This is a genomic window from Streptomyces sp. AK010, from assembly GCF_014207295.1.
Lineage (GTDB): Bacteria > Actinomycetota > Actinomycetes > Streptomycetales > Streptomycetaceae > Streptomyces > Streptomyces massasporeus.
Map to the genome: position 1 here is coordinate 130,439 of NZ_JACHCX010000009.1, position 13,874 is coordinate 144,312.

General features: G+C 70.2%; 17 protein-coding genes and 5 tRNA genes. 16 read left to right on the top strand and 6 right to left on the bottom strand.

All coding sequences use genetic code 11. From position 1 onward, the window contains the following. Window positions 1-18: 18 nt before the first annotated feature. The 7 genes from HDC93_RS18985 (at window position 19) to HDC93_RS19015 (ending at window position 2,175) form a co-directional block, all read left to right on the top strand. Window positions 19-654 carry a hypothetical protein gene (locus tag HDC93_RS18985; RefSeq protein ID WP_185012094.1) on the top strand — a complete coding sequence of 212 codons (636 nt, stop codon included), beginning with the start codon at window positions 19-21 and terminating at the stop codon, window positions 652-654. A gap of 229 nt (window positions 655-883) precedes the next feature. Further along, window positions 884-1,615, top strand: a complete 732-nt coding sequence (locus HDC93_RS18990) for an HAD family hydrolase (RefSeq protein WP_185012095.1) — start codon at window positions 884-886, stop codon at window positions 1,613-1,615. Window positions 1,616-1,703: 88 nt separating this feature from the next. Then, window positions 1,704-1,775: transfer RNA gene (locus HDC93_RS18995), tRNA-Gln, on the top strand. Window positions 1,776-1,796: 21 nt separating this feature from the next. Beyond that, window positions 1,797-1,869: transfer RNA gene (locus HDC93_RS19000), tRNA-Glu, on the top strand. Between the two features lie 40 nt (window positions 1,870-1,909). Further along, a tRNA-Glu gene (locus HDC93_RS19005) sits at window positions 1,910-1,982 on the top strand. Window positions 1,983-2,002: 20 nt separating this feature from the next. Continuing rightward, window positions 2,003-2,074: transfer RNA gene (locus tag HDC93_RS19010), tRNA-Gln, on the top strand. Between the two features lie 28 nt (window positions 2,075-2,102). After that, a tRNA-Glu gene (locus tag HDC93_RS19015) sits at window positions 2,103-2,175 on the top strand. 190 nt (window positions 2,176-2,365) lie between these two features. Here the strand turns inward: HDC93_RS19015 and ndgR are convergent. Next, window positions 2,366-3,082 (bottom strand): IclR family transcriptional regulator NdgR, encoded by a 717-nt coding sequence (gene ndgR, locus HDC93_RS19020; RefSeq protein ID WP_003993203.1) that lies wholly within the window; start codon window positions 3,080-3,082, stop codon window positions 2,366-2,368. Between the two features lie 195 nt (window positions 3,083-3,277). On the opposite strand from ndgR, the gene leuC reads away from it, so the two are divergent. The 4 genes from leuC (at window position 3,278) to HDC93_RS19040 (ending at window position 6,589) form a co-directional block, all read left to right on the top strand. Then, window positions 3,278-4,705, top strand: coding sequence for a 3-isopropylmalate dehydratase large subunit (leuC, locus tag HDC93_RS19025; protein WP_185012096.1), 1,428 nt, complete (start codon window positions 3,278-3,280; stop codon window positions 4,703-4,705). 6 nt (window positions 4,706-4,711) lie between these two features. Next, a complete protein-coding gene (gene leuD, locus HDC93_RS19030) occupies window positions 4,712-5,305 on the top strand; it encodes a 3-isopropylmalate dehydratase small subunit (RefSeq protein ID WP_185012097.1) in 594 nt (197 codons plus the stop codon). A 275-nt stretch (window positions 5,306-5,580) separates the two neighbouring features. Further along, a complete protein-coding gene (locus HDC93_RS19035; RefSeq protein ID WP_030851947.1) occupies window positions 5,581-5,811 on the top strand; it encodes a hypothetical protein in 231 nt (76 codons plus the stop codon). A gap of 136 nt (window positions 5,812-5,947) precedes the next feature. Next, window positions 5,948-6,589 (top strand): HU family DNA-binding protein, encoded by a 642-nt coding sequence (locus HDC93_RS19040; RefSeq protein ID WP_030851950.1) that lies wholly within the window; start codon window positions 5,948-5,950, stop codon window positions 6,587-6,589. Between the two features lie 71 nt (window positions 6,590-6,660). On the opposite strand, the gene HDC93_RS19045 is transcribed toward HDC93_RS19040, so the two are convergent. Then, entirely contained in the window at window positions 6,661-6,864 is a 204-nt protein-coding gene (locus HDC93_RS19045; protein WP_185012098.1) for a hypothetical protein, read from the bottom strand. A gap of 9 nt (window positions 6,865-6,873) precedes the next feature. After that, window positions 6,874-7,512: a 2-phospho-L-lactate guanylyltransferase gene (cofC, locus tag HDC93_RS19050; RefSeq protein WP_185012099.1), complete on the bottom strand. Its 639-nt coding sequence runs from the start codon at window positions 7,510-7,512 to the stop codon at window positions 6,874-6,876. Window positions 7,513-7,670: 158 nt separating this feature from the next. Between cofC and HDC93_RS19055 the strand changes: the two genes are divergently transcribed. From HDC93_RS19055 to HDC93_RS19065, 3 genes are read left to right on the top strand one after another with little or no spacing between them, the layout of a single operon-like run. Beyond that, complete coding sequence (locus HDC93_RS19055) at window positions 7,671-8,456, top strand: 1-acyl-sn-glycerol-3-phosphate acyltransferase (protein ID WP_185012100.1); 786 nt, start codon at window positions 7,671-7,673, stop codon at window positions 8,454-8,456. Further along, on the top strand, window positions 8,453-9,463 hold the full coding sequence (locus HDC93_RS19060) for an NAD(P)H-dependent glycerol-3-phosphate dehydrogenase (protein ID WP_185012101.1): 1,011 nt from the start codon (window positions 8,453-8,455) through the stop codon (window positions 9,461-9,463). Before HDC93_RS19055 ends, HDC93_RS19060 begins: the two co-directional genes overlap by 4 nt. Before the next feature lie 59 nt (window positions 9,464-9,522). Beyond that, window positions 9,523-10,680 carry a D-alanine--D-alanine ligase family protein gene (locus HDC93_RS19065; protein WP_185012102.1) on the top strand — a complete coding sequence of 386 codons (1,158 nt, stop codon included), beginning with the start codon at window positions 9,523-9,525 and terminating at the stop codon, window positions 10,678-10,680. Window positions 10,681-10,698: 18 nt separating this feature from the next. Here HDC93_RS19065 and HDC93_RS19070 read toward each other — a convergent pair whose 3' ends face one another. Together HDC93_RS19070 and HDC93_RS19075 are read right to left on the bottom strand one after the other, a co-directional pair. After that, entirely contained in the window at window positions 10,699-11,217 is a 519-nt protein-coding gene (locus HDC93_RS19070) for a DUF3515 domain-containing protein (protein WP_311774576.1), read from the bottom strand. Between the two features lie 20 nt (window positions 11,218-11,237). Beyond that, window positions 11,238-11,471 carry an Lrp/AsnC family transcriptional regulator gene (locus tag HDC93_RS19075; RefSeq protein ID WP_185012103.1) on the bottom strand — a complete coding sequence of 78 codons (234 nt, stop codon included), beginning with the start codon at window positions 11,469-11,471 and terminating at the stop codon, window positions 11,238-11,240. A 206-nt stretch (window positions 11,472-11,677) separates the two neighbouring features. On the opposite strand from HDC93_RS19075, the gene HDC93_RS19080 reads away from it, so the two are divergent. Together HDC93_RS19080 and thiD are read left to right on the top strand one after the other, a co-directional pair. After that, on the top strand, window positions 11,678-12,643 hold the full coding sequence (locus tag HDC93_RS19080; RefSeq protein WP_185012104.1) for a thiamine-phosphate kinase: 966 nt from the start codon (window positions 11,678-11,680) through the stop codon (window positions 12,641-12,643). Further along, window positions 12,640-13,431 carry a bifunctional hydroxymethylpyrimidine kinase/phosphomethylpyrimidine kinase gene (thiD, locus tag HDC93_RS19085; protein WP_185012105.1) on the top strand — a complete coding sequence of 264 codons (792 nt, stop codon included), beginning with the start codon at window positions 12,640-12,642 and terminating at the stop codon, window positions 13,429-13,431. The genes HDC93_RS19080 and thiD overlap by 4 nt, the downstream gene beginning before the upstream one ends. Before the next feature lie 126 nt (window positions 13,432-13,557). On the opposite strand, the gene rpmB is transcribed toward thiD, so the two are convergent. Continuing rightward, window positions 13,558-13,743: a 50S ribosomal protein L28 gene (gene rpmB / locus HDC93_RS19090; protein ID WP_004924906.1), complete on the bottom strand. Its 186-nt coding sequence runs from the start codon at window positions 13,741-13,743 to the stop codon at window positions 13,558-13,560. Window positions 13,744-13,874 lie beyond the last annotated feature (131 nt).

A 13,874-nucleotide genomic window follows, 5' to 3' on the forward strand; every position in this document is an offset into this window, starting at 1 on the left:
GTCACCGGCACCGACGTCGTGAACACCCGCGACGGCCAGAAAGTGTGGCAGAAGCACCGCTCCACGGGTGCCACCGCCACCGTCACGATCCCCACCGGCCAGGCCTACCGGTCCGCCGTCGGCTGGAGCGTGCTGACCATGGACGGCACCGGCGCCCTGCACGTCCTGCGCACCGTCGACGGCACCCTCACCGTGGACACCCCGGTCACCGGCTTCCCCGCGGGCGCCCGGCCCGTCCTCTACCGCACCGGCGGCTCGGTCTCCCGCCTCGCGCTCGTCTACGCGCTGGACGGCAGGACGTCCGTGGGCCTGGTCGACCTCTCCGACGGGGCGTTCCGCACCTACGTCACCGGCGACACCGCGACCCCGCAGCTCGCCTACAACGACCGCCGGCTCGTCGCCGACCGGAAGGCGATCCGGGTCGACGCCGGACCGGGCGCCGAGCCCACCGCCCTCACCAGGACCGACGCCCAGCTCGAAGCGGTCGTGGGCGATCAGCTCCTGCTCGGCAACCCGATGTTCGGCACGGGCGGCACCGAGGCCGCGCTGACCGCCCGCTCCCTCCTCACCGGCACCGTGCTCACCTCGTCGTTCGACGGCATCGGCCCGACCCTGGACGGCGGCGCCCTGGCCACCGAGGGCCCCTCCACCTGACCCTCACCGACGCCTCCGGCAAGATCGTCCGTACGCTGACCGGCCGTTCCACGGGAGCAGCCGTACGCCCCGCCCGGGGCGGCACCACCGACAGCGGCGGCGGCACCACGGGCGGCGCGTACACCTGGAGACTCACCGCCCACCCCGGCGACGGCCAGGGCCCGGACCTCACGCTCTCCGGCACCATGACCCCGGGCTGAGAGCATCGCGCGGTGGGTACGGTCGGAACATGAGCATCCAAGCCGTGGTCTGGGACGTCGACGACACCCTCTTCGACTACACCACCGCCGACCGCCTCGGCATGCGCGCCCACCTCACGGCCGAGGGCCTGCTCGGCCGCTACGACAGCGTCGAGCAGGCCCTCGACCACTGGCGGGAGATCACCCACCTGCAATGGGCCCGCTTCTCGGCCGGCGAGGCCACCTTCCAGGACCAGCGGCGCGACCGCGTACGGGTGTTCTTGGACCGGGACCTCACCGACGCCGAGGCCGACGCGTGGTTCCAGCGGTACGTCACCCACTACGAGGCGGTCTGGGCCCTCTTCCCGGACGTCCTGCCCGCCCTCGACGCCCTCTCCGCCAGCCACCGGCACGCCGTGCTCTCCAACTCCAGCCTCCACGTCCAGGACCGAAAACTGCGCGCCCTCGGTGTCCACGGCCGCTTCGAGACCATCCTGTGCGCGGCCGAGCTCGGCATCTCCAAGCCGGAGGCAGGGGCGTTCCTCGCGGCCTGCGAATTCCTCGGACTGCCGCCGCACCAGGTCGCCTACGTCGGCGACCACCCGGAGATCGACGGGCGGGGCGCCGCCGACGCCGGACTGCTGTCGGTGTGGATCGACCGCGGCGGTCTGTACGCCACGATCGACCCGCCCGTCGGGCCGCACCGCATCGCCTCCCTGGCCGAACTGCCGTCCCTGCTGGGCTCGGATACTCGTTTTGGAGCCCCGTCCACCTTCGGGTAATGTTCTTTCTGCGCCGCGGGAGCGGGCCGGAAGGCCGGAACCCCAGGCGCACAGCTAGAACACGAACCCTCCGGGGCTTGCGTTCCAGTGGCCTATGGTGTAATTGGCAGCACGACTGATTCTGGTTCAGTTAGTCTTGGTTCGAGTCCAGGTAGGCCAGCTCGCAGAGCTCATCTGCATCGCCCCCGTTGTGTAGCGGCCTAGCACGCTGCCCTCTCAAGGCAGTAGCGCCGGTTCGAATCCGGTCGGGGGTACTGGTTCCGAGCGATCGATGATCATATTGGGACTGCTAGGGCCCCCGTTGTGTAGCGGCCTAGCACGCCGCCCTCTCAAGGCGGTAGCGCCGGTTCGAATCCGGTCGGGGGTACTGACTGGTCTAAACCACATTGGTCTATGGTGTAATTGGCAGCACGACTGATTCTGGTTCAGTTAGTCTTGGTTCGAGTCCAGGTAGACCAGCTCGGACCTGCGGAAACGCAGGCTCCACGCCCCCGTTGTGTAGCGGCCTAGCACGCCGCCCTCTCAAGGCGGTAGCGCCGGTTCGAATCCGGTCGGGGGTACACATCACATGAGGCCCCTCACTTCGGTGAGGGGCCTCATGCGTACTTGCCCCCTGTCGGGGCGCGGGGAACTGCGCGAGCGACCCCCTACCGGCCCGCACGCGACGATCACACCGTCCGTGCCATGGTGCGTGACCGGGAAAGGCCTGCCGCGGCGTTGAGGCCGGCCTCCCCCGAAACGCTCCGTCGGTCAGCCGGTGCGCCGCAACGCCTCGGAGAGACGTCCCGCCGCATCGATCACGGCCTGCGCATGCATACGCCCCGGGTGACGCGTCAGCCGCTCGATCGGCCCGGACACGGACACCGCGGCAACCACACGGTTCGACGGCCCCCGCACCGGCGCGGACACGGACGCGACGCCCGGCTCCCGCTCACCGATCGACTGCGCCCAGCCCCGCCGACGCACACCCGACAACGCCGTCGCCGTGAAGCGCGCCCCCTGCAGCCCGCGGTGCAGTCGCTCCGGCTCCTCCCAGGCCATCAGGATCTGCGCCGAGGAGCCGGCCTTCATCGTGAGCGTCGAACCGACCGGGACGGTGTCCCGCAGTCCGGACAGACGCTCCGCCGCGGCGACGCAGATGCGCATGTCGCCCTGGCGGCGATAGAGCTGCGCGCTCTCGCCCGTGATGTCCCGAAGGTGCGTGAGTACCGGGCCGGCGGTGGCGAGGAGACGGTCCTCGCCCGCGGCCGCGGCAAGCTCTGCCAGGCGGGGGCCGAGAATGAAACGGCCCTGCATGTCGCGCGCCACCATGCGGTGGTGTTCCAGGGCCACGGCCAGGCGGTGGGCCGTGGGTCGTGCCAGTCCGGTAGCACCGACCAGACCCGCGAGGGTGGCCGGACCGGACTCCAGAGCGCTCAGGACGAGGGCCGCCTTGTCCAGAACGCCGACGCCGCTACTGTTGTCCATGAAACGATACTTGCGTCTCACTCTGTGAAACGCAAGTTCAAATTTCCGTGGAACGCGCCACCCTGGAATCACGAAGTCACAACGGCCCGTGACATAAGGGCCTGGTGGTGTGTGCCCGGAGTCTGGGGTACGGGCACCGCCTCCTCAAGATCTCTAGTTGGGTCGGCGGATCGTCGTCGGCCGGAGGGAACAGCGATGGGTAGGACACTCGCGGAGAAAGTCTGGGACGACCATGTCGTCCGGCGCGCGGAGGGCGAGCCCGACCTTCTCTTCATCGATCTGCACCTGCTGCACGAGGTGACCAGCCCGCAGGCGTTCGACGGTCTGCGCAAGAGCGGCCGTACCGTGCGGCGTCTGGACCTCACCATCGCGACCGAGGACCACAACACCCCCACCCTGGACATCGACAAGCCGATCGCGGACCCGGTCTCGCGGGTGCAGCTGGAGACGCTGCGCAAGAACGCCGCGGACTTCGGTGTGCGGCTGCACCCGCTGGGCGACGTCGAGCAGGGTGTCGTGCACGTGGTGGGCCCGCAGCTGGGCCTGACCCAGCCGGGCACCACCGTCGTCTGCGGCGACTCGCACACCTCCACGCACGGCGCGTTCGGTGCGCTGGCGTTCGGTATCGGCACCTCCCAGGTGGAGCACGTGCTGGCCACGCAGACGCTGCCGATGTCGCGGCCGAAGACCATGGCGATCACGGTCAACGGTGAACTGCCCGAGGGTGTCACCGCCAAGGACCTGATCCTGGCGATCATCGCGAAGATCGGCACGGGCGGCGGCCAGGGCTACGTCCTGGAGTACCGGGGCGAGGCCATCGAGAAGCTCTCGATGGAGGCCCGGATGACCATCTGCAACATGTCGATCGAGGCCGGCGCCCGCGCGGGCATGATCGCCCCGGACGAGACCACCTTCGCCTACCTCAAGGGCCGCCCGCACGCGCCCGAGGGCGAGGAGTGGGACGCGGCGGTGGAGTACTGGAAGACGCTGCGCACGGACGAGGACGCGGTGTTCGACGCGGAGGTCGTCATCGACGCCGCCGGACTGTCGCCGTTCGTCACCTGGGGCACCAACCCCGGGCAGGGCGCACCGCTTTCGGCGTCCGTCCCCGACCCCGCTTCGTACGAAGACGCATCGGAGCGCTACGCCGCCGAAAAGGCCCTGGAGTACATGGGGTTGGAGGCCGGGCAGCCGCTGCGCTCCATCAAGGTGGACACCGTCTTCGTAGGCTCGTGCACCAACGGCCGTATCGAGGACCTGCGCGCCGCGGCCGAGCTCGTCAAGGGCCGCAAAGTCGCCGACGGCGTACGGATGCTGGTCGTCCCGGGCTCCGCGCGGGTCGGTCTGCAGGCCGTCTCCGAGGGGCTGGACGTCGTCTTCAAGGAGGCCGGCGCCGAGTGGCGGCACGCGGGCTGCTCGATGTGTCTGGGCATGAACCCCGACCAGCTGGCCCCGGGGGAGCGCTCCGCGTCCACCTCCAACCGCAACTTCGAGGGCCGGCAGGGCAAGGGCGGCCGCACCCACCTGGTCTCCCCGCAGGTCGCCGCCGCCACCGCCGTCCTGGGCCACCTGGCCTCCCCGGCCGACCTGTCCGCCGACGCCCCCACGCCCGCTGGAGTCTGATCAGTCATGGAAGCCTTCACCACCCACACCGGCCGGGCCGTCCCGCTGCGCCGCAGCAACGTCGACACCGACCAGATCATCCCCGCCCACTGGCTCAAGAAGGTCACGCGCGACGGGTTCGAGGACGGGCTGTTCGAGGCCTGGCGCAAGGACGGGACGTTCGTGCTCAACCAGAGCGAGCGCCAGGGAGCGACCGTGCTGGTCGCCGGCCCCGACTTCGGCACCGGCTCCTCGCGTGAGCACGCCGTCTGGGCGCTGCAGAACTACGGCTTCAAGGCCGTGATCTCCTCCCGCTTCGCCGACATCTTCCGCGGCAACTCGCTCAAGAACGGCCTGCTCACGGTCGTCCTGGAGCAGGAGACCGTGGACGCGCTGTGGGAGCTCACCGAGAAGGACCCGCAGGCCGAGATCACCGTCGACCTCGAAAGCCGCGAGGTGCGCGCCGAGGGCATCACCGCCGCCTTCGAGCTGGACGAGAACTCCCGCTGGCGGCTGCTGAACGGCCTAGACGACATCTCGATCACCCTCCAGAACGAGGCCGACATCTCCGCGTACGAGGCGAAGCGCCCCACGTTCAAGCCGCGGACGCTCCCGGTCTGACCCGGGCACGGCCGGCCGCCTGAGAACAAGGCGACTTTCGGCCACCGCAACACCCCTCTGTACCCCCGATCAGCCCGATCGGGGGTACAGCCGTGTCTGCACCCGAACGGCCCTGCCCACCCGCTGTTCAGCTGCCAACTTCTCACGTTATGCAGGTGGTTGCCGGGGTACGCGAGGGGTGCAGCCGTGACTTCCACGTGCGCCGGGAAGGCCGTCGGAGGCGGCAGTTGTCCCCTGCGCAGGCGACAACTCGCCCCAGATGGCACAATCTGTGCATGGAACACGACGGCCAACTCGAGCTCTATGCGGCAGTCGCGGACCAACTCAAGGAAGCGCACACAAGAGTGCGCGCACTGCAAGTCCCGGAGGGCGTACGGATGGCGCTGACCCGGAAGCTGCTGGTCATTACGGCCGCGGCCAAGCACGATCTCGCCGACGCGGCAAGACGGCTGGAGCGGTTCACCGCGGACCTCGACGAGGGACGTCTCCCCGACGAGGAACGCTGAACCCTTCGACACCGTCGAGTTCGTTGCGGCACAAGGGTGATAAGCCCGTTTCGTGTTTGATTTGCGGTATATATCTGCCTAACGTGCGAAAAAGCTTGAACACTTTCGTTCTGGCGATGTCTCCGAAGGGGAAGACGTGAACAAGGCGCAGCTCGTAGAAGCGATTGCCGACAAGATGGGCGGCCGTCAGCAGGCCGCCGACGCTGTCGACCATGTACTGGACGCCATCGTCCGCGCGGTCGTCTCGGGTGAGCGGGTTTCGGTCACCGGCTTCGGTTCGTTCGAGAAGGTCGACCGCCCGGCCCGGTACGCCCGTAACCCCCAGACGGGCGAGCGGGTTCGGGTCAAGAAGACCTCCGTTCCGCGCTTCCGCGCCGGTCAGGGCTTCAAGGACCTGGTCAGCGGCTCGAAGAAGCTCCCGCGTGGCGGCGAGGTCTCCGTCAAGAAGGCGCCCAAGGGCAGCCTGACCGGCGGTGCCGGCGCGACGGTCAAGAAGGCCGCCGCGAAGAAGGCGACCACGAAGTCGGCCGCCGCGAAGAAGACCACCGCCAAGAAGACGACGGCGAAGAAGGCCACCACCAAGACCGCGGCCGCGAAGAAGACCACGGCGAAGAAGGCGCCCGCCAAGAAGACCACGGCGACGTCCAAGACCACCGCCGCGAAGAAGACCACCGCGAAGAAGGCCCCGGCGAAGAAGGCCACGGCCAAGAAGGCGCCCGCCAAGAAGTCGACGGCGCGCAAGACCACCGCCAAGAAGACCACCGCCCGCAAGAAGTAGGGGCGCTGGGGCACTCACGCGCCGGGCCGGACTCCGCACGGAGTCCGGCCCGCGGCGTGTTCAGTGTGTGATCAGAGGGTCTGCAGGGTCACCAGAGTGATCCGGAGCGCGTCCGCGGCGCCCTCCACCTCGATACGGACCCGCTGGCCCGGGCGCAGCAGCCTGAGGCCCCCCGCGTCGAACGCGGCCGCGTCGAAGGGCACCGGGGTGCCGTCGTCCAGGAGCACCTGCCCGCTGCGGCTTTCGGGGTCGTACGTGTACGCGGTCGCCTGCATGGCCGCAGCCTACTGCCCGGGAATCAGCAACCGCGCGGCGGCCGCCGCCGTATGAGGGCCGACCCCCAGGGCCAGCGCGCTGCGCAGGTCATCGCCCGTATCCACGTCCTGGCGAACGGAATCCACCGCGGTCAGGGGCAGTTCCACCGCCCCGGAGGCGCGGTGCCGGGCCCGGGAATCCGTGCCGAAAGCCGGGTGCAATTCGCGGCCCGGGGCGGCGGCCAGCAGGGTCGTGCCGATTGCGGCGGCGTCCGGGAGAAATGCGCGCGGGAATTCGGCGGCGGAATCGAGTACCCGGGACAATTCCACGGGGCGCAGGGCCGGCAGATCGGCGTTGAGTGCGGCCACCGCCCGGGCCGGGCGCGCGGACCGTACGACCCGCGTCGCGTGTGCGAGGGCGGCGTTGAGACCGCCGCCCGGTTCGTCGGAGATGATCGCGGCGCCCAGTGCGGTCAGCTCCCGGCCCGCCCGGGCGTCGTCCGTGACGACTGCCACATCCCCTACCGCCGGGCAGGCCAGCGCGGCCGCCACCGTGTCCTGGGCGAAGGCCAGTGCCAGGTCCGGCCGCAGCCCGTCGTCCGCGGTGTCCGCAAGCCTGCTCTTGGCCCGGGCCAGGGGCTTCAGGGGTACGACCAGGGTCCACTGCACGGGTGTTCCGTCCTCCTCTTGTCGCGCTCATTGTCACCCGGGGCATCGGGCGGGCGGCGTGCCGGGGCGTACGGTGTTCTCGACAGACCGGCGGCCTGGGGCGACACTTGTGCGGCCCCCGTGGCCCCGGCTTTCAGGCCCTAGAGGAAGGTGTCCGCGTGCCCCGCCGCAGAATCGGCTTCTGGTACCGCTTCGCCGCGGTGATCTGCAAACCGCCGCTGGTGGTTCTGCTCAGGCGGGACTGGCGTGGAATGGAGCACATTCCGGCAGAGGGTGGATTTATCACCGCGGTGAACCACAATTCGCACATCGACCCCTTCGCTTACGCGCACTTTCAGTACAACACCGGGCGCGTCCCGCGATTCCTCGCGAAGAGCGGGCTTTTCAAGAAGGGATTCGTCGGAGCCGCGATGCGGGGCACCGGGCAGATCCCCGTCTACCGCGAGAGCACGGACGCGCTGAGCGCCTTCCGGGCCGCGATCGACGCCGTGGACCGGGGGGAATGCGTCGCCTTCTATCCCGAGGGCACCCTCACCCGCGACCCGGACGGCTGGCCCATGACCGGCAAGACCGGGGCCGCGCGCGTCGCCCTGCAGACCAAGTGCCCGGTGATCCCCGTCGCTCAGTGGGGCTGCAACGAGTTGCTGCCGCCGTACGCGAAGAAGCCGCATCTGCTGCCGCGCAAGACGCACCGCGTGCTGGCCGGGCCGCCCGTGGACCTCGCGCGTTTCTACGACCGGGACATGACCGCGGAGCTGCTGAAGGAGGCCACGGAGGTCATCATGGCCGCCGTCACCGAACAGCTGGAGCTGATCCGCGGCGAGAAGGCGCCAAAGACGCCGTACGACCCGCGCAGGGAGCGGATCGAGCAGCGGCGCCGCACCCAGGCGCAGACGCACCGGAAGTCCGGTCAGACCGTGCAGGAAGAGGGGCTGGGCAAGTGAGCAAGCCGGTCAAGGCGGCGGTCCTGAGCGCCGGTTCGTGGGGTACGGCCTTCGGCATGGTGCTCGCCGACGCGGGGTGCGAGGTCACTCTGTGGGGGCGCCGCCCGGAGCTCGTGGAGGCGATCAACTCCACGCGGACCAATCCCGACTACTTCCCGGGCGTCGAGCTCCCGGAGAACGTACGGGCCACCACCGACCCCGCCGAGGCCGCCGCGGACGCCGACTTCACGGTCCTGTCGGTGCCCTCGCAGACCCTCCGCGCCAACCTCGCCGAGTGGAGCCCGCTGCTGGCCCCCGACACGGTTCTGGTGTCGCTGATGAAGGGCGTCGAACTCGGCTCCGCGATGCGGATGAGCGAGGTCATCGACGACGTCGCCAAGGTCGGTCCGGACCGGATCGCCGTGGTGACGGGGCCCAACCTGGCCCGGGAGATCGCCGCGCGGATGCCGGCCGCGGCCGTGGTCGCCTGCACCGACGAGGTCGTCGCCCAGCGGCTCCAGGCCGCTTGCCACACGCCGTACTTCCGCCCGTACACCAATACGGACGTGGTGGGTTGCGAGCTGGGCGGAGCCGTGAAGAACGTCATCGGTCTCGCCGTCGGCATCGCGGACGGCATGGGCCTCGGCGACAACGCCAAGGGCTCCCTCATCACCCGCGGCCTCGCCGAGACCACCCGGCTCGGCATGGCGCTCGGCGCCGACCCGCTGACCTTCTCCGGACTCGCGGGCCTGGGCGACCTGGTGGCCACCTGCTCCTCGCCGCTGTCGCGCAACCACACCTTCGGCACCAACCTCGGCAAGGGCATGACCCTCCAGGAGACCATCGCGGTCACCAAGCAGACCGCCGAGGGCGTCAAGTCCTGCGAGTCGGTGCTCGATCTGGCCCGCCGGCACGGCGTCGACATGCCGATCACGGAGACGGTCGTCGCAATCGTGCACGAGGGCAAGCCCCCGGTGGTGGCGCTCAAGGAGCTGATGTCGCGCAGCGCGAAGCCCGAACGACGCTGAGCGACGCGAGGCCGACGGCGCTTACCAGTGGCCCTACCAACGGGTACTCTCAACCCGATATGAGCACCGAGAACCTCCCCCAGAGCCCCGAGCAGCCGCCTCGCAAGCCGCGTGTGGCCGTCGTGTTCGGCGGGCGCAGCTCCGAACACGGGATCTCCGTGGTCACGGCCGGCGCCGTCCTCAAGGCCATCGACCGGACGAAGTACGACGTCCTGCCGATCGGCATCACCCAGGACGGGCGTTGGGCGCTCACGGCGGACGAACCGGAGCGGATGGCGATCGCCGACCGGCGCCCGCCGAGCGTCGACCTGCTCGCCGAGTCCGCCGAGGGCGCGGTGATCCTCTCGGTCGACCCCGCCAGCCGCGAAGTCGTCTACAGCGAGCCGGGATCGGTCCCCAAGGCGCTCGGCGAGGTCGACGTGGTCTTCCCGGTGCTGCACGGCCCGTACGGCGAGGACGGCACCCTCCAGGGCCTCCTGGAGCTCTCCGGCGTCCCGTACGTGGGTTCGGGCGTGCTCGCCTCGGCCGTGGGCCAGGACAAGGAGTACATGAAGCGGGTGTTCACCTCGTTCGGGCTGAAGGTCGGCCCGTACGCGGTGGTGCGTCCCCGTGAGTGGGAGCAGGACCGGTCCGCCGCCCGCAAGAAGATCGTCGACTTCGCGGACGAGTACGGCTGGCCGCTGTTCGTGAAGCCCTCGCGGGCCGGTTCGTCGATCGGCATCACCAAGGTCGACGACCTCTCCGGCCTCGACGAGGCCATCGCCGAGGCCCAGCGGCACGACCCGAAGATCCTCGTGGAGGCCGCGCTGCGCGGCCGTGAGATCGAGTGCGGCGTCCTGGAGTTCGAGGACGGCCCCCGGGCCTCCCTGCCCGCGGAGATCCCCTCGCCCGAGGCGCACGCGTACTACGACTTCGAGGCCAAGTACATCGACTCCACCCCGGGGCTCGTCCCGGCGCCCCTCACCCCGGAGGAGACGGCCGAGGTCCAGCGCCTGGCGGTCGACGCGTTCGACGCGGCGTCCTGCGAGGGCCTGGTCCGCGCGGACTTCTTCCTCACCGAGGACGGCGAGTTCGTGATCAACGAGATCAACACGATGCCCGGCTTCACGCCCATCTCCATGTACCCGCAGATGTGGCAGGCGAGCGGGGTGAGCTACCAGGAGCTGATCGACCTGCTGGTGCAGGCGGCACTGCGCAGGCCGACGGGCCTGCGCTGAATCATCGACGCCCGGCGCTCACGAGGCGATCCCCTCGGGGATCGCCTCCTTCACGGCCGCGGCCAGATCGATCAGCACACCCGAGCTGTCCACGCCCTTCGGCGCCCGGACCTCGACGTACGCCTCGCGGTTGGCGGTGGTGAACCGGTACCCGCCGCCGTCCTCGCTCTCCATCAGCCAGTCGACGCCGTTCACACCCCCGGCGACCGCATCCGGGTCCCGCCCGTCCGCCACCTTCGGGTCGACCATCTTCGGCGGCTGCGGAACACCGCAGCGAAGTATGATCGCCGGGCTGCCCCAGGCCGCCGTCAGCGCCGACGCGGGCTCGGGATCCGCCCGGCGCTCACCGTCCACCCTCGCGGGCAGTACCTTGTCCAGGTTCCGGCACAGTTCCGCGACCTTCGCGTCCGGACTGGGAACCGCCGCCGACGCGCTGTCGTCTGCTGAGGAGCAGCCCGCGACAGTGATCAACAGCGCGACAGCGGGCAGGCGGAACACGCGGAAGACACAACGGTGCCGGTGACGGAAAGAGTTCACCGGCACAGGGTAGACGGGGGCTACAGATGGACGACCGGGCAGGTCAGGGTGCGGGTGATGCCGTCCACCTGCTGGACTTTGGCGACCACCATGCGGCCGAGATCGTCGACGGTGTCGGCCTTGGCCCGCACGATGACGTCGTAGGGTCCCGTCACGTCCTCGGCCTGGATGATCCCAGGGATCTTGCTGATCGTCTCAGCGACGACCGAGGCCTTCCCGACCTCGGTCTGGATCAGGATGTACGCCTGTACCACGGAACCTCCAGGGCGGCCACGAGGATCATGTGGGGAAAAGGAACGCCACGGTATCGCGTCGCCGCTCGCCGCGGGGAGACCTGCGGGAACCGGGATGTGCGCGCCGGGGTGCAGGTCCGGCAGAACGTGACGGTCACTTCGACCGTAGCGAGGACCGAGATGCCTGGCGACCGGGCACGGACAGGGACAGAAGGGGAGAAAGGGCAATGAAGGGCACTGTTGGTGAGCTCGGTGAGTTCGGGCTCATCAGGGAGCTCACCTCCCGTCTGACCACCACCCCGGCGGTCCGGGTCGGCCCCGGCGACGACGCCGCCGTGGTGGCCGCACCCGACCGCAGGGTCGTGGCGAGCACGGACATTCTCGTGGAGGGCCGGCACTTCCGGCGGGACTGGTCGACGGCCTACGACGTGGGCCGCAAGGCGGCCGCGCAGAACCTCGCCGACATCGCCGCCATGGGCGCCGTACCGACCGCGCTGCTGCTCGGTCTGGTCGTCCCGGCCGAGCTGCCGGTGACCTGGCCGAGTGAGCTGATGGACGGCCTGCGCGACGAATGCCAGGTGGCGGGCGCGGCCGTGGTCGGCGGTGACGTCGTACGCGGCGACTCGATCATGGTGTCGATCACCGCGCTCGGCGATCTGCGCAACCAGGAGCCGGTGACGCGGGCGGGCGCCCAGCCCGGCGACCTCGTCGCGGTGACCGGCTGGCTGGGCTGGTCGGCCGCCGGGTATGCGGTGCTGTCCCGGGGGTTCCGCTCGCCGCGGGCGTTCGTGGAGGCGCACCGGCGGCCCGAGCCGCCGTATCACGCGGGTCCCGCCGCCGCCGGGCTCGGGGCGACCGCGATGTGCGACGTCAGCGACGGGCTGATCGCGGACCTCGGGCACATCGCCGAGGCGAGCAAGGTGCGGATCGACATCCGCTCCGGCGCGATCGACATCCCGTCCCAGATGAACGACATCGGGCAGGCCGTCGGGGTCGACCCCATGCAGTGGGTGCTGGCCGGGGGAGAGGACCACGCGATCGTGGCGACGTTCCCGCCGGACGTGAAGCTGCCCGCCCGCTGGAAGGTCATCGGCGAGGTCCTCAACCCCTCGGCGCTGCCCCAGGTGACGGTCGACGGGGCGCCGTGGACCAGCAAGGGCGGCTGGGACCACTTCGGGGACATAGAGTCGTGATCCCGGGCGTCCTCACGGTGGCGGGCTCCGACTCCGGCGGAGGCGCGGGCATCCAGGCCGACCTCAAGACGATGCTCGCACTCGGCGTGCACGGCATGAGCGTCGTGACGGCGGTGACCGCGCAGAACTCCCTCGGCGTGCAGGGGGCTTGGGAACTGCCCGTGGAGGCCGTGCGGGCCCAGTACCGCAGTGTCGTCGACGACATCGGCGTCCAGGCGGTCAAGACCGGGATGCTGGCCTCCGCGGAACTCGTGGAGGCGGTCGCCGACTTGATCGCGGGGACGGACGCCCCGGCGGTCGTCGACCCGGTCGGCGTCTCCAAGCACGGCGACGCCCTGCTCGCCGCCTCCGCGCTGGACTCGGTCCGCTCGAAGCTGCTTCCGGTGGCGACGGTCGCCACGCCGAACCTCGACGAGGTGGCCCAGATCACCGGCGTACGGGTCGAGTCGGAGCGGGAGATGCGCCCGGCCGCGGCGGCCGTGCTGGAGTACGGGCCGCGCTGGGTGCTGATCAAGGGCGGACACCTGCCCGGGGACGCCGTCGATCTGCTCACCGACGGCTCCGAGGAGCACTGGCTGCGGGCGCCGAGGCACGACAACCGCCACACCCACGGCACCGGCTGCACGCTCGCCTCGGCGATCGCCTCCGGGCTCGCCAAGGGGCGGTCCGTGCCGGAAGCGGTGGCGGCGGCGAAGGAGTACGTCACGCGGGCTGTCGCGGCCGGGTTCGCGCTCGGCGGGGGGATCGGGCCGGTGGATCACGGCTGGCGCTTCCGGGGTGACGTGTAGCAACCGGGGGTGCGGTGGCACAGCCACCGCACCCCCGGGCACGTCTACGGGCACGGCAAAGAGCCGGCCCACCAGAGGCGGACCGGCTCTGCAGCGAACCAGCAGTGGTTGCGCGCTAGCTGAGCGTCAGCGCGAGACCTTGCCGGCCTTGATGCACGAGGTGCAAGCGTTCACGCGCTTCGGCGTCCCGCCCACCACGGTACGCACACGCTGGATGTTCGGGTTCCAGCGACGGGGCGTACGGCGGTGGGAGTGCGAGATGTTGTTGCCGAAGCCCGGCCCCTTGCCGCAGACGTCGCAGTTGGCAGCCACGGGTCACTCCAAAGACTTCAGATGCACTTACGGTTGATCCCGGCAGGCCGGGATCGAGATTCTCGGGCTCTGAAGGAGCCGGTCGAAATCTGAGTGGCGTTGCCAGGGGGAAGGCCCGATCAGATCGGGCA